General features: G+C 54.2%; 26 protein-coding genes. 21 read left to right on the plus strand and 5 right to left on the minus strand.

All coding sequences use genetic code 11. The features are described 5' to 3' along the window. Positions 1 to 100: 100 nt before the first annotated feature. The 7 genes from RC85_RS00120 (at position 101) to RC85_RS00155 (ending at position 8005) form a co-directional block, all read left to right on the plus strand. Complete coding sequence (locus tag RC85_RS00120; protein ID WP_068257847.1) at positions 101 to 337, plus strand: helix-turn-helix domain-containing protein; 237 nt, start codon at positions 101 to 103, stop codon at positions 335 to 337. Beyond that, complete coding sequence (locus RC85_RS00125; RefSeq protein ID WP_068257848.1) at positions 334 to 1425, plus strand: primase-helicase zinc-binding domain-containing protein; 1092 nt, start codon at positions 334 to 336, stop codon at positions 1423 to 1425. The genes RC85_RS00120 and RC85_RS00125 overlap by 4 nt, the downstream gene beginning before the upstream one ends. A gap of 5 nt (positions 1426 to 1430) precedes the next feature. After that, on the plus strand, positions 1431 to 3143 hold the full coding sequence (locus tag RC85_RS00130; protein WP_068257849.1) for a DUF3631 domain-containing protein: 1713 nt from the start codon (positions 1431 to 1433) through the stop codon (positions 3141 to 3143). Beyond that, positions 3144 to 3725 (plus strand): hypothetical protein, encoded by a 582-nt coding sequence (locus RC85_RS00135; protein WP_068257850.1) that lies wholly within the window; start codon positions 3144 to 3146, stop codon positions 3723 to 3725. It begins immediately after the preceding gene. Between the two features lie 49 nt (positions 3726 to 3774). Further along, positions 3775 to 5352, plus strand: coding sequence for a tyrosine-type recombinase/integrase (locus RC85_RS00140; RefSeq protein WP_149752620.1), 1578 nt, complete (start codon positions 3775 to 3777; stop codon positions 5350 to 5352). A gap of 652 nt (positions 5353 to 6004) precedes the next feature. Beyond that, entirely contained in the window at positions 6005 to 6550 is a 546-nt protein-coding gene (locus tag RC85_RS00150; protein ID WP_235033185.1) for a hypothetical protein, read from the plus strand. A gap of 27 nt (positions 6551 to 6577) precedes the next feature. Continuing rightward, positions 6578 to 8005: a hypothetical protein gene (locus tag RC85_RS00155; protein ID WP_149752619.1), complete on the plus strand. Its 1428-nt coding sequence runs from the start codon at positions 6578 to 6580 to the stop codon at positions 8003 to 8005. Between the two features lie 737 nt (positions 8006 to 8742). Here the strand turns inward: RC85_RS00155 and RC85_RS00160 are convergent. Continuing rightward, a complete protein-coding gene (locus tag RC85_RS00160; RefSeq protein WP_068257854.1) occupies positions 8743 to 9912 on the minus strand; it encodes a toprim domain-containing protein in 1170 nt (389 codons plus the stop codon). Here RC85_RS00160 and RC85_RS00165 point away from each other — a divergent pair. From RC85_RS00165 to RC85_RS00190, 7 genes are all read left to right on the plus strand, one after another. Continuing rightward, on the plus strand, positions 9902 to 10837 hold the full coding sequence (locus RC85_RS00165) for a replication-relaxation family protein (RefSeq protein ID WP_235033184.1): 936 nt from the start codon (positions 9902 to 9904) through the stop codon (positions 10835 to 10837). The genes RC85_RS00160 and RC85_RS00165 overlap by 11 nt on opposite strands. 43 nt (positions 10838 to 10880) lie before the next feature. After that, entirely contained in the window at positions 10881 to 12152 is a 1272-nt protein-coding gene (locus tag RC85_RS00170; RefSeq protein ID WP_068257856.1) for a serine/threonine-protein kinase, read from the plus strand. Then, positions 12107 to 14092, plus strand: coding sequence for a hypothetical protein (locus RC85_RS00175; protein ID WP_157593849.1), 1986 nt, complete (start codon positions 12107 to 12109; stop codon positions 14090 to 14092). The genes RC85_RS00170 and RC85_RS00175 overlap by 46 nt, the downstream gene beginning before the upstream one ends. A 251-nt stretch (positions 14093 to 14343) precedes the next feature. After that, positions 14344 to 14481: a hypothetical protein gene (locus RC85_RS27355; protein WP_162273149.1), complete on the plus strand. Its 138-nt coding sequence runs from the start codon at positions 14344 to 14346 to the stop codon at positions 14479 to 14481. An 80-nt stretch (positions 14482 to 14561) separates the two neighbouring features. Continuing rightward, positions 14562 to 16748, plus strand: coding sequence for a type IV secretory system conjugative DNA transfer family protein (locus tag RC85_RS00180; protein ID WP_068257858.1), 2187 nt, complete (start codon positions 14562 to 14564; stop codon positions 16746 to 16748). A gap of 52 nt (positions 16749 to 16800) precedes the next feature. Beyond that, complete coding sequence (locus tag RC85_RS00185; protein WP_068257859.1) at positions 16801 to 17775, plus strand: JAB domain-containing protein; 975 nt, start codon at positions 16801 to 16803, stop codon at positions 17773 to 17775. 187 nt (positions 17776 to 17962) lie between these two features. Beyond that, positions 17963 to 18247 carry a hypothetical protein gene (locus tag RC85_RS00190; protein WP_068257860.1) on the plus strand — a complete coding sequence of 95 codons (285 nt, stop codon included), beginning with the start codon at positions 17963 to 17965 and terminating at the stop codon, positions 18245 to 18247. Here the strand turns inward: RC85_RS00190 and RC85_RS00195 are convergent. Continuing rightward, complete coding sequence (locus RC85_RS00195; protein WP_068257861.1) at positions 18244 to 18651, minus strand: hypothetical protein; 408 nt, start codon at positions 18649 to 18651, stop codon at positions 18244 to 18246. The two genes, RC85_RS00190 and RC85_RS00195, sit on opposite strands and share 4 nt — an antisense overlap. Before the next feature lie 36 nt (positions 18652 to 18687). Continuing rightward, positions 18688 to 19032 (minus strand): hypothetical protein, encoded by a 345-nt coding sequence (locus RC85_RS00200; RefSeq protein ID WP_068257862.1) that lies wholly within the window; start codon positions 19030 to 19032, stop codon positions 18688 to 18690. Positions 19033 to 19260: 228 nt separating this feature from the next. Here RC85_RS00200 and RC85_RS00205 point away from each other — a divergent pair, with 228 nt between their 5' ends. The 7 genes from RC85_RS00205 to RC85_RS00235 all read left to right on the plus strand — a co-directional run bounded on the left by RC85_RS00205 (position 19261) and on the right by RC85_RS00235 (position 21830). Continuing rightward, a complete protein-coding gene (locus RC85_RS00205; protein WP_238383074.1) occupies positions 19261 to 19590 on the plus strand; it encodes a DUF2958 domain-containing protein in 330 nt (109 codons plus the stop codon). Between the two features lie 96 nt (positions 19591 to 19686). Beyond that, positions 19687 to 19977 (plus strand): hypothetical protein, encoded by a 291-nt coding sequence (locus RC85_RS00210; protein ID WP_068257863.1) that lies wholly within the window; start codon positions 19687 to 19689, stop codon positions 19975 to 19977. Between the two features lie 75 nt (positions 19978 to 20052). Continuing rightward, positions 20053 to 20319, plus strand: a complete 267-nt coding sequence (locus RC85_RS00215; RefSeq protein ID WP_068257864.1) for a DUF896 domain-containing protein — start codon at positions 20053 to 20055, stop codon at positions 20317 to 20319. Positions 20320 to 20325: 6 nt separating this feature from the next. Continuing rightward, a complete protein-coding gene (locus RC85_RS00220; RefSeq protein ID WP_200836744.1) occupies positions 20326 to 20703 on the plus strand; it encodes an HNH endonuclease in 378 nt (125 codons plus the stop codon). Positions 20704 to 20904: 201 nt separating this feature from the next. Further along, a complete protein-coding gene (locus RC85_RS00225) occupies positions 20905 to 21114 on the plus strand; it encodes a hypothetical protein (RefSeq protein ID WP_068257866.1) in 210 nt (69 codons plus the stop codon). Beyond that, positions 21114 to 21365, plus strand: a complete 252-nt coding sequence (locus tag RC85_RS00230) for a hypothetical protein (RefSeq protein WP_068257867.1) — start codon at positions 21114 to 21116, stop codon at positions 21363 to 21365. The genes RC85_RS00225 and RC85_RS00230 overlap by 1 nt, the downstream gene beginning before the upstream one ends. Before the next feature lie 219 nt (positions 21366 to 21584). After that, complete coding sequence (locus RC85_RS00235) at positions 21585 to 21830, plus strand: hypothetical protein (protein ID WP_149752617.1); 246 nt, start codon at positions 21585 to 21587, stop codon at positions 21828 to 21830. Between the two features lie 33 nt (positions 21831 to 21863). Here RC85_RS00235 and RC85_RS27360 read toward each other — a convergent pair whose 3' ends face one another. Continuing rightward, complete coding sequence (locus RC85_RS27360) at positions 21864 to 22037, minus strand: hypothetical protein (RefSeq protein WP_162273150.1); 174 nt, start codon at positions 22035 to 22037, stop codon at positions 21864 to 21866. 101 nt (positions 22038 to 22138) lie between these two features. Further along, positions 22139 to 22915, minus strand: a complete 777-nt coding sequence (locus RC85_RS00240) for a hypothetical protein (protein WP_068257868.1) — start codon at positions 22913 to 22915, stop codon at positions 22139 to 22141. Between the last annotated feature and the right edge of the window lie 25 nt (positions 22916 to 22940).

A 22940-nucleotide genomic window follows, 5' to 3' on the forward strand; every position in this document is an offset into this window, starting at 1 on the left:
GTCACAACGTCAATTGCAATAAGTGCGTTGACGCCCGCTCCTTCATGCCTGAACCGTCCGTTGGACCGTTCCGTTTTTCGCATGAGAGGGAGTTTTTCTCGTGGCTTTTACTGTTCCGTCGCCGGGAGGCGACAACGTCAAATGTCTCAGTCGTGATGACGCTGCCAAACAACTTGGCATCAGTTCTCGGACACTTTACGAACGGACCGCACCACGCGGTCCCATCTTCGCGGTTCGCTTTGGTCGTCGAGTGCTTTACCCGGTCGCCGAAATCGACCGCTACATCGCCGAGCAAATCGCTTCGCAATCCGACAAGAAGAACGGAGGTGCGAAATGAGCGAACAACGCTACACCGTTTCGTTGCCTTCGGTCGAAGAACTGAAAGCCCTCGCGTCTGGTCGCTGGTTCGACATTCTGATTGCCGCAGGCATCGACGCCGACAAGCTCAACGGCAAAGGCCATCCGTGCCCGAAGTGCGGCGGACGCGATCGCTTCGCGGCGTTCCCAAACATCAACGGACGCGGAGCGGTTCACTGTCGGCATTGCTTTACTCGCGGTTGCGATCCGTCGCCCGGTGATGGCATCGCTTCGCTGCAATGGATTCTCGGGCTGGACTTTCGAGCCACGCTCGGATGGTTGGCCGATTGGCTGGGAGTGAAGAACGAGAACGATAGGCGGGCACCGCGACCGATCGCACGCCGAACCGTGTCGAGCAATCGCATCGTGAATTGCGAACCGCCCGAACCGAAGATCGACTTCGACGATTTGGCAAAGCAGTTCTTTTGCGAAATGAGCCGCGAACGTCGTGAATCACTGGCAAAGCGGCTGCAAGTCGAACCGCGAACGCTCGTTCGTTTGCGAGTCGGCTACAGCGAAGCGGATCAGGCGACGACTTGGCCGATGGTTGATAGCGGTGGTCGCTGCATCGGTTTACGGCTTCGTGGTCACTGTAAGCCTGATGGAACGGGGGGCGACAAGTGGAGCTATCGCGGTGGACGCGGCGGGCTGTTCGTTCCTGACGGAATCGCAACCAGCATCAATCGACTGTTCATCTGCGAAGGTCCAACCGACGCCGCCGCGTTGCTCTCGATCGGCCTACCCGCAATCGGTCGCCCGAGTTGCCAAGGTGCGATGCCCGCCACGGTGAACTTCGTTCGTCGGATCGGTTGTCACGACGTTGCCATCGTCGCCGACCACGACGAAGCAGGTCAGAACGGAGCAACGCGACTCGCTCGGTTGCTTGTGACCGTTGCGAACACCGTTCGCATCATCACGCCTGGCAATCCCGGCGACGACGCACGGAAGTTTGTCGCCGATGGCGGAACGCCGTTTGACTTCGACGCAATGTTGGCGGACGCCGACGCTTTGATGCTCGCGATCCGTCGCAGCGTTCCGAATCCGAAACGAAGCATGGAGGACAACTAGGAATCATGGATGAAGCAAAGGAAATGCAAACCCCGATCGAACCGCTCTCACTCGCAGTCGAGCGAAGCGGTCGCGGCGACACGGTAACTGTAATCGCACGGCTCGCCGACGATGAATTGCACCGAGACAAACTTGATCTGAACCGAGCCGATGCACGCAGCAAGTTCGCCCGTGCGATCAACAAACTCGTTCCACGGTTCACGCCGGTTGAAGTTGATTCGCAGTTGTTGAAACTGCTTGCCGACCTCGAACGCACCCGAGAACGAGAAAACAGCGACGAGCCGAAAGCCGAACACGGCGAAGAACTCGACGCGATGGAAATGACGCGACCCGAGCTCATCATCCGCCGCGACTATTCCGCGATTGTCGTTCCGCGACTGATGAAAACGCGAAACGGTCCCGATGGCATTTGGACGCTGTACGCGAAATCCAATGCGAAGCGATCGGCCAGCGAACTGGAACCGTCGATCATTGTTGGCGAACAAGTTTTGCACGTTTCCCCGATGCCGTATCCGCCCACGGTTTCGGACGCATCGGAATTGTGCCGCTGGTCGCAAGCGTCACGCGAAGCGTGGACGAGCGGCAAGGTCGCTCCGACCACCGACGAAGCAATCACCGCCGTCATGGAACGGCTCGACCGCTTCATCGAATTGCCAACCGACCCGGCGGACGGCGAAGCGGGTTCGATCGGTCACGCCGCAACGCTCAGCCTTTGGGTGTTGTTGTCGTACTGCTATCCGGTTTTTCCCGCCGTTCCGTATTTGTATCTGGCCGGTCCCGCTGGTTCAGGCAAAACGCGAACGATGGATTTGATCGGTCGCATGGTCTTTCGACCGATGTTTTCGTCGAACACGACCGCCGCGAACGTCTTTCGGTCGCTGCACGCACGCGGCGGAACGCTGCTGCTCGATGAAGCCGAACGACTCAAGGATGACCGTTCACCCGATGTCGGGGAAATCACTTCGATCTTGCTGTCGGGTTATCGACGCGGTGGACGGGCAAATCGTCTGGAACCATCCGGCGATACCTTTCGATCGGTTTCGTTCGATGTCTTTGCACCGAAGCTACTCGCCTGCATCCGTGGACTTCCCCCCGCGTTGTCATCGCGTTGCATCACGGTGCGACTGTCGCGAGCTTCCACCGGCAGCCCGCGAGCCGGTCGCTCACTCGATGAATCGCCAGCCGATGACCAAGCGGTTCGCGACTTGCTTCATTGCTGGATGCTCGAACACGCTGCCAAGCTGATCGACACGCCGCCGCCAGCATCAACGCTCGCCAACCGTGACGCCGAACGCTGGGAACCACTGTTTCGGATCGCTTCGCTTTCGTCTGATCCATCACTACTCGATTTTGTCATCGGCCACGCCGCACGGCAAATCGAAACGGATCACGAAGATTCAACGCCCGAAGCCGACCCGGCATTGTTGGCCGCGCTGCATCAACTGGTCGCGACCACGCCACGGATCACACCGGGCGACGTTCTGGAAACCGCCAAAGACATCGACCCGGATGCGTTCGAGGATGGTTGGAACGCTCGCCGCGTTTCGGTGGTTCTCCGCCGCTACGGTTTGCGGACTTCACGTTCGCACGGCAAACGCTTGTATCGCATGAACGCATCGGACGTTGCGGTGGTCGCAAAGCGATACGGCTACGAAATCGACGAAGCCGAAACCGGGGTGCCGCAAACGCCGGTGCCGCAAACCGAGGAGGCGTTCTAAATGGTTGCAAACAACACCACCGACACACCTAAAATTTGCGACCTTTGCGCCCATTGCGGCACCCGCACGGGTAACACTTCCGCTCCCTGCAACTGCACGCCATCGACGCAGAGTGATCGGGTGCCGGGGGTGCCGCAAAGGGCGCAAATCCAGGGTGTACCGGCACTGTTACACAGGTTCGCAAATCACGACTTCAACCAGGAGCCTTTATCGGCGGTCGAAGAAGAAGAACGTATCGACGATGAAGCCGACGATGGTCCGTGGATCATCGACGCCGAAGCATCGGCACTACTCGATGAACTGGAAGAAGTTGACTTCGACGACGTTCCCGTTTGTTCGTGCGGTCGCTACTGCGATGTGCAAACACTCGATGACGCTTGGCACTGTTCCGAATGCGACCCCGATGCAGAAGAACGACGCAAGCGAACACAACGACTCTTAGCCGCCGCAAATCGCATCCGACGAGAAAACGGCCTCTCAGAATCAAACGTCACGCACGCTGACCCGCTGGCCGTGACTCAATCATCACAACTTGAACCGAAAGCCACTCGCGACCACTCCGGCTGCCAGTGGAAAATTTGACTTCAAAAATCAATCTCTACAATCAGAACAACTCACGAAGGAATCAATCATGGCTTCTGTAACCAATCGTCCCAACGGCCACCGTTGGATTCAATTCGTCGATCCCGCTGGACGACGCCAAACGCTACGACTCGGAAAGTCCACCAAGAAACACGCTGACGAAGTTTGCCGACGAGTTGAGCTACTTTTGTCCGCAAAGCTCTCCGGCGATTCTGTCGATCGACAGACCGCCGCTTGGCTCAAGTCAATCGACGGGCCGATCCGCGAACGCCTAGTGAAAGTCGGTCTCGCGGAACCTTCCGCTGGTCGCATGCGACTGGGCGAATGGATCGACAAGTACATTGAGTCCCGCAGTGATATTAAAGGGAATTCGCTCGCGAATTATCAACGAACGCGGCGAAGCCTCGTTGATTTCTTTACCGAAGATCGACCACTCGAAACCATCACGCCGGGCGATGCCGAAGATTGGCGAATCTGGCTCGCCACTAAAAGCAACCGCCGCGACAAAGGTCGCAAGACGCTGGCTGATGAAACGGTGCGACGCCGAAGCGGTCGAGCAAAGCAGTTTTTCAACGCCGCCATCAAGCGGGGACTCGTTGAATCAAATCCGTTTGAGGATTTGGTTGGCACCCAACGCGGCAATCCAAAGCGTCAACACTTTGTTCACGCTCAGATCATTTATGACTGCATCGAGCACGCCCCCGACACGCAGTGGCGGACCATCATCGCTCTTTGCCGTTTCGGCGGCCTTCGCTGTCCGACCGAAGTTCTGGGGCTGAAATGGGACGACGTCGATTTGGCCGGCGGCAAAATGACGATCCATGCACCCAAAACCGCCCACTGTGCCAGCGGTGGTGTCAGGGCCTGCCCGATCTTCCCCGAATTGCGACCGTATTTGGAGGATGCCGAAGAACTGGCCGAACCAGGGACGATCCATGTCATCACTCGCTATCGCGACACAAACGCGAATCTGCGAACGACGTTCAAAAAGATCATCACGCGAGCGGGGCATCAAGCTTGGCCGCGACTGTTCCAAAACTTGCGAGCGACGCGAGAAACGGAACTGATGGCGAAGTATCCGGCCAAGGACGTAGCCGCATGGCTAGGGAACAGCGTTCCGGTTGCCATGTTGCACTACGCGATGGCGACCGCAGAGAGCTTTGAGCGAGCGATTCAAGAACGTTCGACGCCAGAGCGTAGAACGCTCAATGGTGCCGATTCTTCCGAAGCCGAAAAAGGCGAAGCAGAACCCGAAGCAGTGACTAGGCAAAATGCGAAGCATAAGCCGAAGCAGCAGGCGGCGGAGCCGGATGGAGGCAACGAGCAGAAACAAAAAAAGCCCAGCAAAAACCGGGCTAATTCGCAACCCGTCGCATCTGCATGCCACTGCACGCCAGATGAAGCAGTACACCCCAGAGGATTCGAACCTCTAACCTTCGGTTCCGTAGACACTCAGAGCTTTCCTTTCGCGTTTCGGATGCTCACCAAAACCCCGCTTTTTGCGGGGTTTTCTTTTGTACCTACCTTTCCCCTATCTTGGATCTCGCGTCGTTTTTGCGCATTAGTGGGTCGATTAGTGGGTCGTTTCCAGGAGCGGAATTTCGTCGGTTGCGCGTGGGTATTGTGACGCAGAATGCGTCGTTGGTGGCTCGCCCGTTTTCGGATCAATGAGGCGTTCAATTGGACAGTTCATTTGTAGTTCTACAGAACCGCTTTGAGCTATAAATCTATTGCTTGATTGGCATTCATTCTGCATGGACGGATTATTGCATCGGTCCTGAATGAATCTTGGACGGCTCAGGATCGTTCGATTGAATTGACTGTTCACTGTCAAACAACAAACGAGACTGTCGAACGGGTCGCGGTTCGTTCGTTTACCGATCATGGAACTGCCACAGTCCCCTCTTTAGTTACTTTGAAAGCCACTGAACGCGTCTTGCCCTGTTCGTGAATGGACTGCGAACGGGTCGCAGGTGATTCATGGCCGCCGATTGATTGATCGGTTGAGTGCTGAGTTCTGAATCGGGCACACACTCACTCCCCTACTCCAGTCTGGACGGCGATCGAATCGTTGATGATTGGATCAGCATTCGTTCATGGATCGCCTTTTGTTAGCGTTTGGATTGCGTTCACATTATTTGAACACCAATATTGACGGGTCGCAGTCGGGGCGTGATCGGGTGGTGGTGCCTCCTGGAACGCTTGGTTCAGTTGATCGTTCATTTGCTTGCTTTTCTTTTTGAGGTGCTGTAGCGTCAAGCTACTTTCCAATCTCCTCTATGTCTGAATTCATTTCTGCGGTCGAGGCGGGCAAACTGACACCCGTATCCGCAAGCACGATCAAGCGGTTCATCCGCGATGTGGTCGACGACCCCAATCACGAATCACGCGACAAGATCCAACCGTCCGTGGAAGAACTCAAACGTGCTCAAGAAGCAGGGGAGCCATATCGTTGGAAAATTGAGCGAGACTTTGTCATCGAACAATTTGGAACTGCCGAGGATTCAGGGAAGGGGAGTGAGGGCGAAGCATCGAGCGAAGTTCTGAGCATCCTTCGACAACAGCTTGAAGCCAAGGATCAACAGATCCGCACGCTTGAAACGCAGCTTGATCGCAAAGACGATCAGATCGTTCGATTGGATGACCGTATGAAGGAGACTCATGTCCTCATGCAAGATTTGCAAAAGCGACTGGCGTTGACCGCTCCGACTCCGGAGACAATCACCGTCGAGGAATCAAAGACGCAAAGCAAAGAAGCACCAAAACCGAAGCGACCGCTGTTCGGCGGTTTGTTTCAGCGAAAGAAAGAGGGGAGTCGCGGCTAGCGGATTTCCTCAATTCCCAACCCTGAATTGAAAACCACTTCTCAAACGCGGCCAACGACCAGACGCCCGAAAACCTCGCGGCACTGCGGCCTTGCTCAGCATTCGCTGGTCGAACACGCCCTGTGCCCGATCGACGCTCGCGTTTCGATCACGCCCGGCTTATTGCACGACACTTCGTACCAATACACCGACAGAAATCGCAATCGAAAGACGGCCAACGTCCAAGTGGCCTCCCCGTTTGGTCTGTCTCCCAACGACGAACTTTACCTGTTCGGTTTGCTCTCGTTGACGTTCGCACAAAACGATCCGCAACAGGATTTCTACGCGACGCCGCACTGGTGTTTGCGTCAGCTTGGAATCGTGGATGCCAACAACCAGCAAGCTCAACGCTACCAAGGTTTTCGAGACGCCATTCGCCGGCTTGCGGGCGTCGTTTACACCAATGACGCTTTCTTTGATCCCATTCGCGGCGAACATCGCGATGTAGCATTTGGGTTCTTGAAGTACTCGCTACCGATCGACCCCAACAGTTCGCGTGCGTGGCACTTCGTCCACGACTCTCAATGGTTTGAAATGTGCCGTGCCGTTCAAGGCAGTTTCTCGTTCGATTTTGCTTCCTACCGGCAACTGGATTACGCATCGCGTCGGCTGTTTCTGTTGCTCCAGAAAGTTTTTTATCGACTCTACCGTTCACCGTCGTTCGAGATTCGGCAACTCGCTGTTGGCACACTCGGTTTCTCGGATCGCTTGGCGACCAAAGAGATCAAACAGAAACTGACTCGGTGCATCGAGAAGCTGGTCGATCAAAACGTGATCGCACTGCCGGACGACTGCAAATCCGTCAAGGATCTGTTCCGCAAGGAGAGCAAGGGACGGTTCACCGTGACGTTCGACAAGGGAACGTTCTTTGATGGGGGAGTCTACAAGACGAAGTTCTCGGTCGAAGATTCGCCGCTTTACGATCCGTTGCGGAAGATCGGCTTCGATTCCGCAACCATTCATCGCCTGAGCAAGAAGTACGCTACTTCGTTGTTGCAGCAATGGGCTGACATCACTCTTTCGGCGATCGAGCAGAAACGAATCAATCAATCACCGGAGGCATTCTTTCAGTATCACGTCAAACTGGCGGCGGCACGTCGGACGACGCCGCCGGATTGGTGGCGTGAGCTTCGACGCGAAGAGTTTGAGCAACAGCGAGCGAATCAACCGGAATCCGAGGGCGACGATCGCGGCTTCGAGGAATTTTTGGAATCCGAGGGACGCGAAGCGTTCGAGCGGGTGATGAATCGGTTGATGCGTGGCCTGCAAGATGCTGGTCAGTCTCCATCCGAAGCAAAAGCGAACGCGACCTATTCGGCCAAGATGAACCTGCGAAAGTTGTTCCGCCAAAAGGGCGATTCAATCGAGAACGAACCGACTTCGATGGCCTCCATTCTGAACCAATACAAGCAGTGAACCACCCGCAACTCGCGTCACCTTTTTTGATTCAATGGACCGCAACAGCCGTCACCTTTTTGGGCAAGATGCCCGCAGATTGCGTCACCTTTTTGGTTCCTATTCAGGCAACGAATCGCGTGTTGAAGCGGAAGACTGATCGACGGGACTAAACGCCAAAGAAACTGTTACAAAGAAGTTGATAAACAAAGGCGAGCAGATGCTCGCTATCGATTGAAAAAATGTTCCGAAATAGAATCTGGGATCGTCGATTGAAACGACAATTCACCACAAAAAGAAAACAGAGGCCCAGCCGATTGGCTGATGCGTGGCCTGCCCCACAAGCGTGCGAGCTTTCGTGTCAGGTTTCGCGGCAGGGGACTGCACGCTCATCTTGGCTTGGGAAAGCCGCTCTCGGTCACCACGATCAGGGCTCCGCGTCGACGTCCTTCGTCCGCGACCCCAGGCGGCTACTCGACTATCGCGGACGGAGCCACGGCGAACCCGCCTGGGGTCGCTGACACTCCCTACGGTCGGTCCTCGACGCGTCGCCGCACACCACTTCACCAGCGGCAAAGCCGCCGCCAACCGCCGGACGAAGTCCGGCTACCGCCACGGCACCACTCTCCACTTACCGTAAAACAGGACGCTAATGCGTCTCTCCGCGTTGATCGCTATCGCGACGACGTTCACCATGCCGATAAGAAACGCGGAGCTTATACGCCCCTCAAACGCCACTTCACCGACGCCACAATCGGCTACGCCGACAGCGTCTGACGAATCGTCGCCCATTGCTCGTCGGTCAAATCCTCGGGCTGACGCCCTCGCATCATTCCGCCGTGAGTGTTGCTGGTGAACCCGAGACGGGTTTGCACGCCCGCTTCCGAGAGACGCCACAACAATTCTTTGAACCCGGCTTCGCCTTCTTCGTCACAATCGGGCAAGAGCAACGCTCGGTTGCCGCCCGCCTTTTTGGCGAAGCGAACCAACTTGTCGACCTGATGGTCGGTCGCCTTGTTGCTTCCCAGGCCGACAGCGGCCACACCCAGACTCTCCATTCGCAGTACTTCGTTCTGCCCTTCGGTGATGACAACGCCAAACTCATTCAACGATTCCTGAACGTAGGGTTCGTTCATTCGGCCAGCGTGCCCGCCGTACAATTCCAGCCCCCGCTTGTAGCCGGTGACGTAGCGGTGCTTGTTCGGTTTCTTGCCTTCCGGCTTGCCGTCGCGGAGCCACTTTGTCCATTTCGCTTCAAAGGAAAGATCGCGGCCTGAATAGCTGACCACTTCGCCTCGCTCGTTGCGATGTGTGTAGACGAGATAGTTTTTTCGGAACAGGCTTCGTCCGTTGCCTGGAATCCAGCCGACGCCCCATGCCGTCATTTGGTCCGGCGTGAGCCATTCACGCTTCCGAACATACTGCCCTGCATCGGGACTCATTTCGGCAACGTCAACGATCAGATCATCACACAGATTGGCAAGTTCCCGAGCGGCTTCTTTTTCGTGTCGAATCATCGGCACGTTGGCTTCTTTCACGACCGGCTTTGGATCAGATTTTGGTGCCGCTGCTGCCTGGGCTGACGGCTTTCTTGGTTGGTCATCCGCTAACCCATTGATCTCTCGAAGCTTCGCAACAGCATCCTTGAATTCTTGCCCACGCAGCCTACCGCCAGTCGGCGGCTGGTGCTTTTCTAGGCCGTGCAACAATCCAAGTAGGTTGGAAGACGTTTCACACACGTGGCAAAAAAGTCGCTTCGCCGCATCCATCTGCACCGACAAATTCCCATACTTGCTATCGCTGCAAGTTTCATTGAACACGCACTTCATTCGATGCTCACGTGCTCCCGATGCAGGCAACGGTAAACCGTAGTGCGACAGAACAAGTTCAAGTGGCGTTTGAGCGATCAAGTCATCGATGTCGCTCATATACGAAGATGGTTTTCGGGAGTTCATGCAAGAAGAAAGGGGAGTGATTATTTGCAATTCATGGTACGCTTGCTCGCACTTGAAGGCAAAAGAAAACACGACGGCTTTGACCCATCGAGATTTGGACATTTTGACGAGTCTCGATCGCACGCCGATGACACCGCGTCAACTTCATGTCGCCAGTCAAGCGTACCGTCAACCGTTCACCGACGAGGCACTGGTTCGCCGCCGACTCGGTCGCCTGAAGGATGCCGGCTTCACACAGTCCTTTTCCTATTCTCTGGTCAGTGACGGACGTGCCCCCAAGTACTGGAAATTAACGCGTAGCGGATATCGGTTGATCTACGGAGCCGACGCGATTTTGCCGGGACGCAGGTATTTCTCAGAAGTCTCGGTCGGTCATCACGTCCACACGCACGCCATCGCGTCATTGGTTGCTCACTTGGCTTCGTCCGCGAAGCGTCATGGCATCGAGATGGATCAGTACGCCCGTGAAAATTCGGTAAAACTGCAGGCGGGGCAATCGCACGTCTTTCCTGACGGTGCCTTTCGGCTGCGTCATCGCAGACAATCGGATCGTCCCTATTCATTCGTTCTGGAACTCGACAACGGAAGCGAACGCGTGCGTAGCAACAAAGACATCGAATCGATTGAACGCAAAATTCGCACCTACGATTTGCACCAATCTCGCTACAAGCGGGAAGATCCCGCACGATACCTCGTGCTTTTCATCACCACTCGCAGCGAGCAACGGTTGCACAGAGTGCTCAGGGAATGTAGCCGGCTGATTCAAAATTCCGACAGAACGCTATTTCTGGGTGCAACTCTCGATCGAATTCTCCAGGCAGATCCTTTCGCTGAGCCGTTATTGACGAGCAACAATGGCCTGGAACGGACTATTATCCCAAAGAGCGCCCTTGGCTGATATACTGGGTGACGCAAAGGCGGCCTACCAAGGGTGAATCACCGTGGACAGTTCAGAAAGCAACGACAACGCTCCCAGCGGCTTGGGCGAAACCCTCGATCAAACACCGGCTGAAACCATCCAATCGCCTGCCGCTCTGGATGCCACTCAGGATGCGACCGATCCCGCTGTCACCCAGGAATTGACTAGCAAGAGCACCCAAGGTGAGATCGATTTTGACGATGACGAATCGGTCTACGTCAACGATGTCTTTTCCAGCCGAGAAGCTCTCGTCGCTCATCTCACCCGGCTCTACGGCCACCTTCCGTCGATGAAGCGACTGCTCGACGAATTGGCGATCCCCGTCGATGACGAATCGATCCAGGATGTGTTCGCCGAGTTCGTCGTGCGTGCCAGGGAACGGCTCGATGAACTTCCCTTTGCTCCCGATCTGGATTGCCTGCGGCTGAATCTGCTGCTGTCGGTCGAGTCCGGGCGACAAGCGGTCCTCAAGACGCTGCCTAGCAAACGCACACCGACTCCGGCCTACTATCACCCCGTCCAGGTACTCGGAGCGGGAGCACAGGGCGTCGTCTACAAAGTCTACGCTTCCGATCAATGGCGAGTCGTCAAGGTTTCTAAGACTGACTTCAATCGAGCGATCACCGAAGAACAAAAGACCCGCGAGATCAATCGCAAGAAACGGTTCCTGCGAGAAGCCCGATCGCTGTCTCGCATCGACCACAAAAACATCATCCGCCAATTCGCATCTGGTGAACTAAGTGCCAACGAATCGTTCTGCGAGATCGAGTTCGTCGATGGCGGAACTCTCTCCGAATGCACTGAAAACCTCGATCGTCATTCACCCCTCTACGAACAACTGGGTTTGTTCCTATTCGCTCAAGTGGCCCAAGGATTGGCCCACGTTCACCCGCGATCCGAAAACAGCAGCATCGGCATCATCCACCGGGACATCAAAGCCGACAACATCCTGGTGTCTCGTGACGGACAGTGCAAAGTCGCTGACTTTGGCATGGCCCAACTCGATTCCAGTAGCTCGATGACCCAGGGCGGCTTCCTCGGCACGCCCACGCATACACCGCCCGAGCAGCATCATGGCGAGGCGGTCGCCAACAGCGACGTGTACGCCTTAGCATGCACGATTTACCGCTACTTCACCGGCAAGAATCTATTCACCGGCGGCACGGTGATGAAAATTCTGCACAACACACCAAGCCGGTCTCGCTTGATGATTTCCAGCCAACCTATCTACGTGAGCTTCTGGATCGAATGTTGGCCAAGGCACCGGCCGACCGACCCAGCATGCCGGAAGTGATGGAGGCCCTGTATCGCTGCTTCCTCACTCAATCTGGCCTGTCTCAAGAGCAGGTCGAGCATTACTCGTCGTACTGCGACATCGAGGAGTCAACCCAAGAAGACGTGTTGGCAATGGCATCCTACTGGGAACCGGATCCGCAGTTGATCGATTACCTTGAATCCAGTCTGACCAAGGTTCTGAATAGCCTCGAAATCGACACGCTGAGCACCAAGCCATCCGAACTCGAACGCACGATGGCGGACGGCCCTAACTCATCGGCCACAGATTCCACCCTGCTCGAACCATCGCAGAGCATCAACGCCGCGTTCACGCAACTCGGCTCGGGGACGCTTACTGGCCGCACCGAGACACAGCGGGAATTCGCCAAACGCGAAGCCGACCCGGTTTACAAGCGACAACGAATCCAGCAAGAACAACAAGAACGCGAACAGCGGGAACAAGACGATCTGGAACGCATACGGCTGAATCGACGCCGCACGATCAAACTGGTCGGAGGCGGATTGGCCGTCTTGGCGACCGGCGGCACGGTGGCCGGCGTCTATCTATCTCGCCAGCAATACGAGTCAGCAGTACAGGCGGCCAAGTCTAACGCCAGTGAACTGCTCGCTGAGCTCAACAAGCCAACACTGCCTAGTGAACAAAAGCTCCAAGCACTTCAAGCGTCAGTGAACGCTTCGCTGAAACCATTGGGGGAAGAAGACGCGACCGCGATCCTCGAAAACATCAAGACTCGTCATGATTCGACTGAGTACGTCATCGGGGTGAGCCGAAACAGGATCAGCCGCATTGAATCCATCGCTCGACTGAACCGAGAAAAGCTCTTGGTTGCTTCCAAACGAGAGCTTGTCAAACTCGATGGGACGGCCCAGGCGATCAATACCGTCGAGCTGTCTTCGTTCAACGAAGCCTATGTTGCGTATGTCCAGTCTCGTTATGCCACAGTGCAGTCCGCACTTGAGACGCTTCAAAAAGCGTCTCCGAAACATCAGTTTTCAGCGGAGCGACCAGAGAACTGTCTGGAGAACGACAACTACAAGATCTCACCCGTGGTCGAAGACAGTCGAGACAATTTGGCGACCGCTCTGGCAATTACGCACAACGAGGAAACCAGCCAGCTTCAATCGCTCTCAGTGTTGTTTTCGAGGCTAGACAATACGCTAGCGGAAGTAGATGGTGTGCATGACAGAAAAGCGCAAGAGATACTTGCTGCTATTAATAACGTCACTAAGGATTGGCATCATCGCCCAAACGCTTTATCGGATTTTATCGCTGGCCAGTTAATAGCCTTGCCGTCATACCTAGTATCTGATTTTTCAGGTAACACAGTAACGTTAACGCAACGAGTAATGGCTGACAAGAAGACTGGTAACAAGACAATTTACTGGCGTCTCGGGCAGGTTAAGTATGACCTAGATCACAATGTCAGATCATTCCAATCGCAAGACAACAATGTCATTGCACTCCATTTTTATGACACTTTAGATAATACTGAAGGTGAAGCTATGTGTCATTTTTCAGCGTTGTGGCAAAAGGAGATTAGGCAATATAAAAATGATTATTTTGACGATTCAAGATTGCTCGGAGGCGCAAGTTATTCGTTTTACAGCTTGCCTGCATCGAATGGGGAATTTACTTTTACTTTTGCAAATGCTCTAAGTGGTTTCCTAATTACTGATCATACGCGCAATTGTGTTCGAAGGATTCAAACACTAGATGACTTAGACTTAGATCTATTGAGAATCTTAAAAAGCACGTCTGAGTACCAGTATTCTGATTTTGATTTCTCAGATCCTAAGGTTCCCAAACGCAAAGTTATTGATGACATCGATAGGTTCTTTAAGTATGCGGGTTTTTATGCTCTTTACAGCGATGTTAACATTACGCCAGGCTATGAATTCATTGATGAGCGTTTAGAAAAGCTTCAAGGCAACCAATGATATCAGCAGTCTCTTCCGCTTTATCACGGTTTGCGCCGTGTCGTGCACCGTCGTATCCTTGCAAGATGTTGTTTGGTGACAATTGTTGCATAAGCAAGACATCGCTGAGGGGGACCCCGTATTATTATTCCCAAAAGGCTTCGTTTCGTAGAACGTTTGCTAGCGAAGTTTCGTGACGCTGCCATGGGCGGCATGCTAGTCTTAGTTGCCGTTTGATTTGTCGCCTGGCTCATCTCCAAAGCACTGCTCCTATGCGTGCTGCCCCTTCCTCCGCAACTCAACCAGCGATCCTGGGTGAATGCAGGTTGCGTCTCTTCGCTCCGCATCGCTGGACCAGTGTCGAACACACTTGGATCGAGAAGGGAATGGGTACCGGAATCTATTGGTGACTGGTTGACATCGACCGGCCTCGTCTCGGCTTGGCCGTCACAAATGGCCTCGCCGAGCGAGTACACCTGCCCCTCCCTTCATGCTGCATCGATTGACTCTTCCCGCCGGCACTCAAAATGGCAAGGAAGCGATGGCCGCGGTTCTCCGCAGCGTCCACGCTGCAAATGCCGCTCGACATCCCGTTGAGCTAGTCGTCGCCGACCACGGTGGCGGCATTCAGTTTCTGATCGATTGTCCATTGGTGCTGCGATCGCTGCTTCTTGTTCATCTGCTGGATTCGTTTCCTGGAGCGAAGTTGGAGCGAGTGGATGACGACTTGCTTCGATCCGCCAACAACCGAAAGATGCAGTGCGTTTTGCTGCGACCGGATCTTGATTTTGAGTACCTTCGACGGGACTCTGATCGATACGATCCAATGACCGCAGTCCTCAGTCTGCTAAAACAAAACCGTTCATCATCGAGCCACGCACGGATCGCGATCCGTTTGCGGCCCGCTCATGATCGACGTTATCGCTGGGCGAAGCGTTCGCAGTACGTCTCCGACGGGCGATGCGTCAGCAAGATGCTGCAAGTGAAACTCGTTCGTGGCTTGGTTCATCACCAACGATCGTTCCGTTGGTTGTCAGCGATACTGGCTCGCTGCTTCGTTTTTGGCGGAAGTGCCACGCCACAAAAAGAAAGCAAGGTCTACGATTGCCTATTTGAAACTCAGTTGACGATCCAGGTTGAAACCCAGGCACCGGGTTCAGCCGACGCCCAAGAAAGGGTGAGTGACATCGTGGGCGGTTTTTCGCTGTTCGGTTCCAATGACAATCGCTGGGCGGTGGCCGCCGTTGGCAATGAGAGGCCCGTCGGCCACGCCGGCTTGCTTTCCCCTGAAGAGATCGCCTTGATGTGGCATCCCGTTGATGATGCAGTGCAGGTTGCCAAGCTGCACCGGCTGGAGAGCGTTGAAGTCGAGCCGCCGATTACACTGCCATCCGCTGGACGTCATAGCCGGCTGACGCCGCTTGGCCGAACCGCCTACCGCAAGGACAGCCGTTTGGTCGGTTTGCCGATTGAAACGTTGCGGCGACACGTTTACGTGACCGGTAAAACGGGCGTCGGGAAATCCTCGCTGATGCTATCGATGATGACAGCCAACATGCGTGACAACTACGGTGTCGCATTGATCGATCCGCACGGGGATTTGTATCTCGATGCCGTCGCCCAAACACCGAAACGACGCACGAATGATCTGATCCTTTTTGATCCTGGAAGCAACCAACAACTCGTTCCATTCAACCCGCTTGACGTTTCTGGTGGTATCGACCGTGGCAGAATTGCTGACGGCGTTCTGTCGGCGTTCGTAAAAGTGTTTGGTCTCGATGCGGCATCGGCCCCGCGTTTGCTACACATCTTTCGCAATGCTCTTTACACGCTCGTCGAGCAACCCGAAGCGACGCTGATCGGCATCAATCGCTTGTTGACCGATGCACAGTACCGGAAAACAGCCGTTGCACGGGTGACCAATCCAGCCGTTCGCGAGTTCTGGCATGGGGAGTTTGGGCGTTGGCATGAACGCGATCGGGCTCAGTTCTTGGCGTCTCTGCAAAACAAGCTAGGTGCGTTTCTTTCCAATCGCCAACTTCAGTTGGTGCTGGGACAACCCAAGAGTGGTTTCAATCTTCGGCACGTCATGGATGATGGCGGCATCCTTCTTTGTAACCTGTCGAAGGGTCGGCTCGGTGAAGACTCCGCTAACTTGCTTGGTGCGTTGCTACTCAGTTCGCTGCAATTGGCAGGGGAGTCGCGTGCGGACATTCCCGAGGCCGAGCGTCGAGACTTTATTTGCTACGTTGACGAGCTGCAAAATTATTCAACGACCGCGCTTGCCACATCGTTGTCGGAGGCCAGGAAGTATCGGGCACCGCTATTCGTTTTGGCGAACCAGTATCGTGAGCAATTAGCTCCCGAATTGCGTTCAGCGATTGTCGGGAATTGTGGTTCGCTGGTGACATTCCAAGTCGGATCGGAAGACGCCCCGTTTTGGTCGAGACACTTTGGAGGTTCGGTCACGCCCGAGGGACTGATGACGATGCCCAAATTTCACGCCGTCGCGAACATCCTGATTGACGGGATGCCGTCCGGTCCCATGACGATCAAGACGTTGCCGCCGCCGAAGGCGATTGCAGAGAAAGTTAAAAAGCTGAAACGACAAGCACTTCGTCAGTTCGCTCGCCCGCGTGCCGAACTGGAGGAGAAGACCGATGCGTTGTTCCGATAAAGTATGCGATTTAATAGGTGTTCGGACGATCTGATGGCAAGCTATCTTTCAGATGAAACGACAACTTGAATTGTGGGGCGATCATCCGAACGAGGAGCCGAACCGGCACGAAGCGGTAGAGGAACACTCTCAATCCACCATTGGCGAAAGCCAATCGGAGGTGCAAGCGGACGTTATAAAGCTCTTTGTAAACCCTGATAGGCAATTCGATTTTGGTGGAAAGCCGTTTGAGCAATGGCCAGCACCAGAAGTAAACCGCAATTCAATTTCAGTCGATCGGCCAAAGATCGACATTGATGGTCCCGCTCATCGGTTTGAGATTCACCGGCACGATTACGTCGAAGTATTTTTCGGCAAAGACGAACTGAGATACGGCCATGTTGTTGGGATCTCCCATAAGCGTCAGCAGGTCCGCATCGCGTTTGACCATACCGACGAAGAGACTTGGTTTGACACGGCCTGCGTCTATCCGACCGTTGAAGACGAACCAAAGAGAACACCCCGTCGAAAAATCGGTCAGCAAGTCAACGAATCGTTGCAGACGCCCAGCGTGCAAGAGCAAGTGGCTATCCGCCTAGAAAAACAATCCCAATACACTTCTTTGAAAATCGTTTCGCTGATTCGCATCGGTTCGATGAAAGGGCGAGCGAAATTGACCAGTACCGCCGAAGCATGCGCGTTTTTTCGTCAGTATTGGATGGATAATCCTGCAGCAGACCAAGAGAAATTCGTGATTAGTTTGCTCGACACGAAACACGTCGTGCAGAGCGTGGTGGAGATAACGCAGGGAACGCTCGACGCGTCGTTGGTGCATCCACGCGAGGTATTCAAGCCAGCAATCCTGGAGGGAAGCAGTGCCATTTGTCTAAGTCATAACCATCCCTCTGGCGATCCAACGCCTAGCAGGGAAGACCACGCAGTCACCGAGCGGTTAACCGATGCAGGAAAGCTGCTCGGCATCACTGTGCTGGATCATATTGTCTTCGCTGACGGGACAAACGAAGTCGTATCATTGCGTGAGTGCTGATTGAATCAGCGGGAGTGGAAGCAGATGAGCGAGTGCCAGTGACGCCAATCGGTGCCATTTTTGCATTGTCAAAATTTCGTTGAGTTCAAGGTAGTCTGCGAGCAGCTCCACCTTGACCCGAAATTCAGCAATGCAGCTTCATCACCGAAGCCTACAGGCCGCTCATCTTTTTCTTCCCTCTCTCGCTATGTTCAATCTTTACCACCACGGGCAACAACGACTGGATCTCATCACTGGACGCTATACCGACAACGATCAGTTTTACGTCGCCCTCGAAGAACCGAATGGTGATCTGTACGCTGATCTTTCGGTTTGCCTGCCCGAAATTCCTTTGGCCGACGGCGAATTCATCTTCAAAACGTACAGCGGTAACGAAGGTCTGCTAGAGGCCATGATGCACACCCGACGAATCAAAGTCGTTCGCACAGTCAACACGCCGTTGGGGATGCTGCCCGTTTGTCGGCTTATCTAGTTTGCTCCGTCGTTTTCTCCCAGCAGCAAGCTACGGACGTGGTCGACTTGTTCTTGGCTAATCATCCCAAAGCCAAAGAGTTGTGTCAGTCCAATCAGGATCTTGAGCCGTTCCCAACCATCGTTTTCTTCAACTGACGACTTTGCCTGGGCAACGACTAACGTCCAAAGCTCGTTTCGTTGCCGTTCATCAGATGGCTGCAAGTCCATGTGGTTTGCGTGCCGAGAGCGTTCCGAGAAAATTCGCCTTGCATACTCTGCTTGTTCTTCAGTGATCTCATCGATCATCGTCAGGGCGGTAATGCCACAAAGAAGCTTTGCCGTTTCCCAGAAATCACTCGGGTCGATGCAGCGGGCGTCCGCGACCGCAAGTTCCCAGTGACACGTCTCTGTTTGCTCGCTCATGGTCGTTTTCTCGCCGGGCCGCGTGCGTCAAAGGTTTCATTGGAGATATTTGTTGAGTGCTGCCAATCCCTGCTTTGCATCCTTTTCCAACTGATTCTTGTCCAACGGTCCCGAGGCATGCCAACTGGAGAGTTGGACGCCCAGCATCTTCTCAACGATGGTGCGGAGCGAATCCCCGTATAGGACGCGTACCGAACCGCCGTTCGTGTACTCGAACGTCGTCTTTCCTGTTTGCTTCCAGTCTGATTTTTTCCGTAAGGCGTTGACCAAGTTTTCTCTCGCGTCCGCGTTCGGATCTTCAGCGACTGCCTCGTAGTACAAGATTTTCATGCTCTTGCACAGCGAGCGAACCGTCAGTTTGAGAACGAGAGCTTTCAACATCAGGTCTCACGGTATGCCTGACCGTTTGCGATGTCAATGAAATCTGATACCGAGTTGACGTGGCGTATCACTCGAGGGGAGAAACGATTGCTGACGAGGCACGAGCAAAACAGCACAATCCTTCGCTGACGTGTCAAAAGCTTCCTGCGGCTCTGCTTTGTGACACCGCTCGGATCATGCAAGAGAAAGCGTGCCATCGCGGCAATCTATTTCTTCCCCACATTCACCGTGATACGTCCACGAACCAAATCACCGGCACACACACTTCTTCCCAAGGGCATCTTGGCAAAGCTACCGACACTCGGTGCGACATCTGAAAATCCTGATCCCGTCGTTCAAGTCAAATGGTTCACTCCCGATGCCAACTGGACTTGGTGGGTCATCGAATACGATCCAGAATCCCGGATCGCCTACGGGTTCGTTCGGGGAATCGAAGACGAGTTCGGCACCTTCACTTTCGACGAGGTCGAACAGTTGCGAGGTTCACTCGGGCTGCCCGTTGAACGAGACTTGCACTTCGACCCACAACCCGTGTCGAAAGTGATGAATCGAGCGTAGTTGGCAAGTCGATGAAAGGCTCTCGAACTCCGAGGGCCTTTTTCTCGTTTGGCGAACCGCCGTTCGCTATTCTGTTGGCAATTCCCATCCGTTCCTATGTCGCTTCCCAAACTGAAGATTCAAGAGATTCCGTACGATCATCCCGACTCAAATTGTCAGTTCATCGCCGGTCCTGACAAACCGTTGTTGTCGACGCCCGCCGCGATCGAGATGCACTCGCATGAAACGGTGCTTGCGTGTTATCTGGTACTGCGGCAGGTTGCCAAGCAAATGGACGGCATCGACTACCTGCAGGTGTTCGAGGACGAATCGAAAGCGGAAGATCTCTGGTTCATCGAAGACGGCGAGGGGGGAGCGATCACAGGCATGCTGCCCTCGGACTATTGAGCCGAAAACGCCTGGGAAACCAATCAGGCGACCATTTACTGGATTTTCAAGAAGGAGATTGGTAAACTAGTAAGTATGAATCCAACCGCAGAATCCTCCGCGTTCGACCGTGCCGTCAGCCCCGTACTGAAGCAGGTCTTACCGCAGCCGAAAGCCGAAACCGTCATCAGTTTTGATGTCGATCCCGATCTTCGTGCCCGGATCGAAGAACTCGCGACCAAGTCGACCGAGGGCGAGCTGACCGATCAAGAGCGTCTGGAGTATCAGGGTTACGTTCGGGCCAACAAGTTCATCGCTACGCTACAACGACAAGCTCGTCGTCTTTTGAACCCTGCTTCCTAGATGACGGTGAACGAATCCACCAAAACGATCGTTCGGGAACGGGCGGGCCATCGTTGTGAGTATTGCCAGCTTCATCAGGACGATTCGCCGCTCGCCACTCTGCACGTTGAACACATCATTCCACGCAAACACGGCGGCAGCGACGAAGTTGAAAATTTGGCACTGGCATGCATCGACTGCAACTTGCACAAAGGCCCCAATTTAACGGGGGTTGATCCTGAAACGGAAGAAATCACTGTCTTGTTTCATCCTCGCCAAGACGATTGGGACGACCACTTCGAGTGGCAGGGGATACAGATCGTCGGCAAAACCCCAACGGGCCGTACCACCGTTCGCGTGCTTGAAATGAATAGCGACGAGCAGCTTGGTCTCCGCTTGTCGTAACCCAGACACGATCAATTTTCTTTGTGGCGAAAATCCGCAGCGAGCTTCCAGCATCGCTGCTGCCGTTACGTTGCGACCAACTTTGGTTGCGCCGCGAAACAAACACAGGCAATCTAGTTCCGCGCCGCCCATGTTGGGCAAGCGACCACGCCAGTCAGATGGCTGAACCGTGGTTTCGTTCTTTCTTTGCGGAGACACGTCATGCTGATCGACCGATCCGATGGCAAATGTTACGAATGCGAAGGTCAACTTGAAGTCACCGATGCCGACGACTGTTCCATGACAGTCGACTGCGTTGAGTGTGGTGAATGCTTTACCGTCGAACCCGACGCCTTTGGCGACGGATGCGTCGAGTACTACATTCCGTTCATGACCGAGCGATACCTTGCCGCTGAATTTGGACCTGAATGATGGATCCAAACACGGCCTGGGATGCCATGTTGATGGCGTACGCGGCCAAGCAATGGTCCGACGCTTTGCACTTTGCCGAAGCCCTCAAAGCTTGGCTCGATCGCGGCGGATTCCCGCCCCATCCAACGATTGGTTCGTCAACCGGCTCACATACGATGCAGCCAGACGAACAACTATCGCGAGCAATCGTCGTCGCGGCTTGCGATCACATCTGTCGCCACTGTCTCCTTGAGACGAGCAAATTGGCATGAGTCACCGCACTCCCGCCGAACCAAGGCATCCACTTCCCGAAGTGCGGTGCCTTTTCCCAATGGTTCGGTATTGGTCGCAAGTTGTAAGGAAGGAATCAAGACGGCCGCAGTTTCGCAAACGCCCTTTTTCAGCGTTCAAGGTGATTTCTGCGAACTCCACCTATGACCGCTAAGGACGCTTGCCACGCAGGCCGCACTTACTTCCTGCTCCTCAACAACATGGACCACGACCACCCACTCAACGTCTCAAAAAGCACTGCCCCGATCACACGCGATCAGTTCATGGCCTTCTTTCGGTCCGGCACATTCTACGAACACATGAGCGACGACGATTGCCGGGAAATTTTCGCGACCGTGCTCAAAGGCGGCAGCGATCTGACCGCCAAGTTTCTCAACGAACTTCTCGAAGACTACTCCGTCGAAGACGTCATTGTCGTCAACACAAAAACGCTCGACTGGCGATAACCAGCGACACGACCGCGAAGGTCCTGGCTAAAATTAACCTTGATCCTTCTGGGCCCTTTCAAGGTTTCGTTGATGCAGCATCCGCTCAGCGTCAATCTCCCTTGTGATTTGCTGAGACAATTCGGAGTTCTCGCGGGAGGACTTTTCTATTTCAGCATCTGTTGGGACCACAATCAGATCGTCAATCGAGTCACTTGATTCGCTCATGCTTTTTCCTGTGAGTGAAATTAGATATTGCTGCTACAAAGCGTGAAGCACTTCCCCAACACGGATGGAGTAGGGCTAGAGCTAAAAGCCAGCGTTCAATATCAACCAGAAGTGAATTCCGTATCAAGTCCCCACGTTCGAGAGGTGACTCGTTCGACAACTTCTCGTTGGTGTTTTACAAGGACATCAAAAAACGAATCCGTGATGTTCCCATTCGGTCGCCATTCTTTCCAGGGCATTAAAGTCTCTCCTTTTGCAGAAACTAAGCTTTGGGACCAGATATCGAGATCGCCAATCGAGAGTTGTCGCCGACTAAGCAACGCTACAATAAACAGTGGGCCAACCTGAGATAGTATTAGGTTTTTCTCGTGGAAAACATGTCCGCCCATCGCCTTGTGCATCGACAGGTCTTTGTCGAATAGCAGGAAGCAGTGCATCGAAAATGGTAAAACGTCAGAGCGATTTCCGAGCAAATAGTCTCTCCAGTATTTGTGAGCGGACTTGACCTCACTTCGCTTGGGCAATGACTTTATTCCTCCACAGTATTCAAGCGTGCGAAGTGAAATCGATGTGCAGAAAGCGTGAAACCTTTCGTCGTACTCAGTGGGCGATGGGTTCTGTTCATCAATTTCAGCCAGCATTTCTTTTGCGTACTTTTCTCCCCGTGAAAAGACTTGTTCACAGTCGTTGCAGTACCAGTAGCGTTTAATCTGCTTGGGAAAAAAGCGATTGGTTTCTAGGTTTATAAATGCGCCTCCTGTTTCGCGATCGGAGACGAAGTCCCGGTACCCGAACGACGGCCAGATGTGGCTGTTACGAAGATTTCGATGCTGTTTGCACAGTCGGCAGACGCCAACCTGTTTTTTGACGGAACGCATTCAAATTTGCTTGGAGCTAAGGTGA

This window comes from Rubripirellula obstinata (assembly GCF_001642955.1).
In the GTDB taxonomy this organism is placed as follows: domain Bacteria; phylum Planctomycetota; class Planctomycetia; order Pirellulales; family Pirellulaceae; genus Rubripirellula; species Rubripirellula obstinata.

What these genes read in the sequence shown, in the direction of transcription:
- RC85_RS27360 (WP_162273150.1), bottom strand. Translation starts at nt 22,037, where the DNA reads ATGAGCGAATCAAGTGACTCGATTGACGATCTGATTGTGGTCCCAACA.
- RC85_RS00210 (WP_068257863.1), top strand. Translation starts at nt 19,687, where the DNA reads ATGTCGCTTCCCAAACTGAAGATTCAAGAGATTCCGTACGATCATCCC.
- RC85_RS00180 (WP_068257858.1), top strand. Translation starts at nt 14,562, where the DNA reads ATGCTGCATCGATTGACTCTTCCCGCCGGCACTCAAAATGGCAAGGAA.
- RC85_RS00190 (WP_068257860.1), top strand. Translation starts at nt 17,963, where the DNA reads ATGTTCAATCTTTACCACCACGGGCAACAACGACTGGATCTCATCACT.
- RC85_RS00195 (WP_068257861.1), bottom strand. Translation starts at nt 18,651, where the DNA reads ATGAGCGAGCAAACAGAGACGTGTCACTGGGAACTTGCGGTCGCGGAC.
- RC85_RS00225 (WP_068257866.1), top strand. Translation starts at nt 20,905, where the DNA reads ATGCTGATCGACCGATCCGATGGCAAATGTTACGAATGCGAAGGTCAA.
- RC85_RS27355 (WP_162273149.1), top strand. Translation starts at nt 14,344, where the DNA reads ATGCGTGCTGCCCCTTCCTCCGCAACTCAACCAGCGATCCTGGGTGAA.
- RC85_RS00160 (WP_068257854.1), bottom strand. Translation starts at nt 9,912, where the DNA reads ATGAGCGACATCGATGACTTGATCGCTCAAACGCCACTTGAACTTGTT.
- RC85_RS00165 (WP_235033184.1), top strand. Translation starts at nt 9,902, where the DNA reads ATGTCGCTCATATACGAAGATGGTTTTCGGGAGTTCATGCAAGAAGAA.
- RC85_RS00125 (WP_068257848.1), top strand. Translation starts at nt 334, where the DNA reads ATGAGCGAACAACGCTACACCGTTTCGTTGCCTTCGGTCGAAGAACTG.
- RC85_RS00185 (WP_068257859.1), top strand. Translation starts at nt 16,801, where the DNA reads ATGAAACGACAACTTGAATTGTGGGGCGATCATCCGAACGAGGAGCCG.
- RC85_RS00215 (WP_068257864.1), top strand. Translation starts at nt 20,053, where the DNA reads ATGAATCCAACCGCAGAATCCTCCGCGTTCGACCGTGCCGTCAGCCCC.
- RC85_RS00235 (WP_149752617.1), top strand. Translation starts at nt 21,585, where the DNA reads ATGGACCACGACCACCCACTCAACGTCTCAAAAAGCACTGCCCCGATC.
- RC85_RS00150 (WP_235033185.1), top strand. Translation starts at nt 6,005, where the DNA reads ATGTCTGAATTCATTTCTGCGGTCGAGGCGGGCAAACTGACACCCGTA.
- RC85_RS00200 (WP_068257862.1), bottom strand. Translation starts at nt 19,032, where the DNA reads ATGTTGAAAGCTCTCGTTCTCAAACTGACGGTTCGCTCGCTGTGCAAG.
- RC85_RS00240 (WP_068257868.1), bottom strand. Translation starts at nt 22,915, where the DNA reads ATGCGTTCCGTCAAAAAACAGGTTGGCGTCTGCCGACTGTGCAAACAG.
- RC85_RS00135 (WP_068257850.1), top strand. Translation starts at nt 3,144, where the DNA reads ATGGTTGCAAACAACACCACCGACACACCTAAAATTTGCGACCTTTGC.
- RC85_RS00130 (WP_068257849.1), top strand. Translation starts at nt 1,431, where the DNA reads ATGGATGAAGCAAAGGAAATGCAAACCCCGATCGAACCGCTCTCACTC.
- RC85_RS00140 (WP_149752620.1), top strand. Translation starts at nt 3,775, where the DNA reads ATGGCTTCTGTAACCAATCGTCCCAACGGCCACCGTTGGATTCAATTC.
- RC85_RS00230 (WP_068257867.1), top strand. Translation starts at nt 21,114, where the DNA reads ATGGATCCAAACACGGCCTGGGATGCCATGTTGATGGCGTACGCGGCC.
- RC85_RS00175 (WP_157593849.1), top strand. Translation starts at nt 12,107, where the DNA reads ATGTTGGCCAAGGCACCGGCCGACCGACCCAGCATGCCGGAAGTGATG.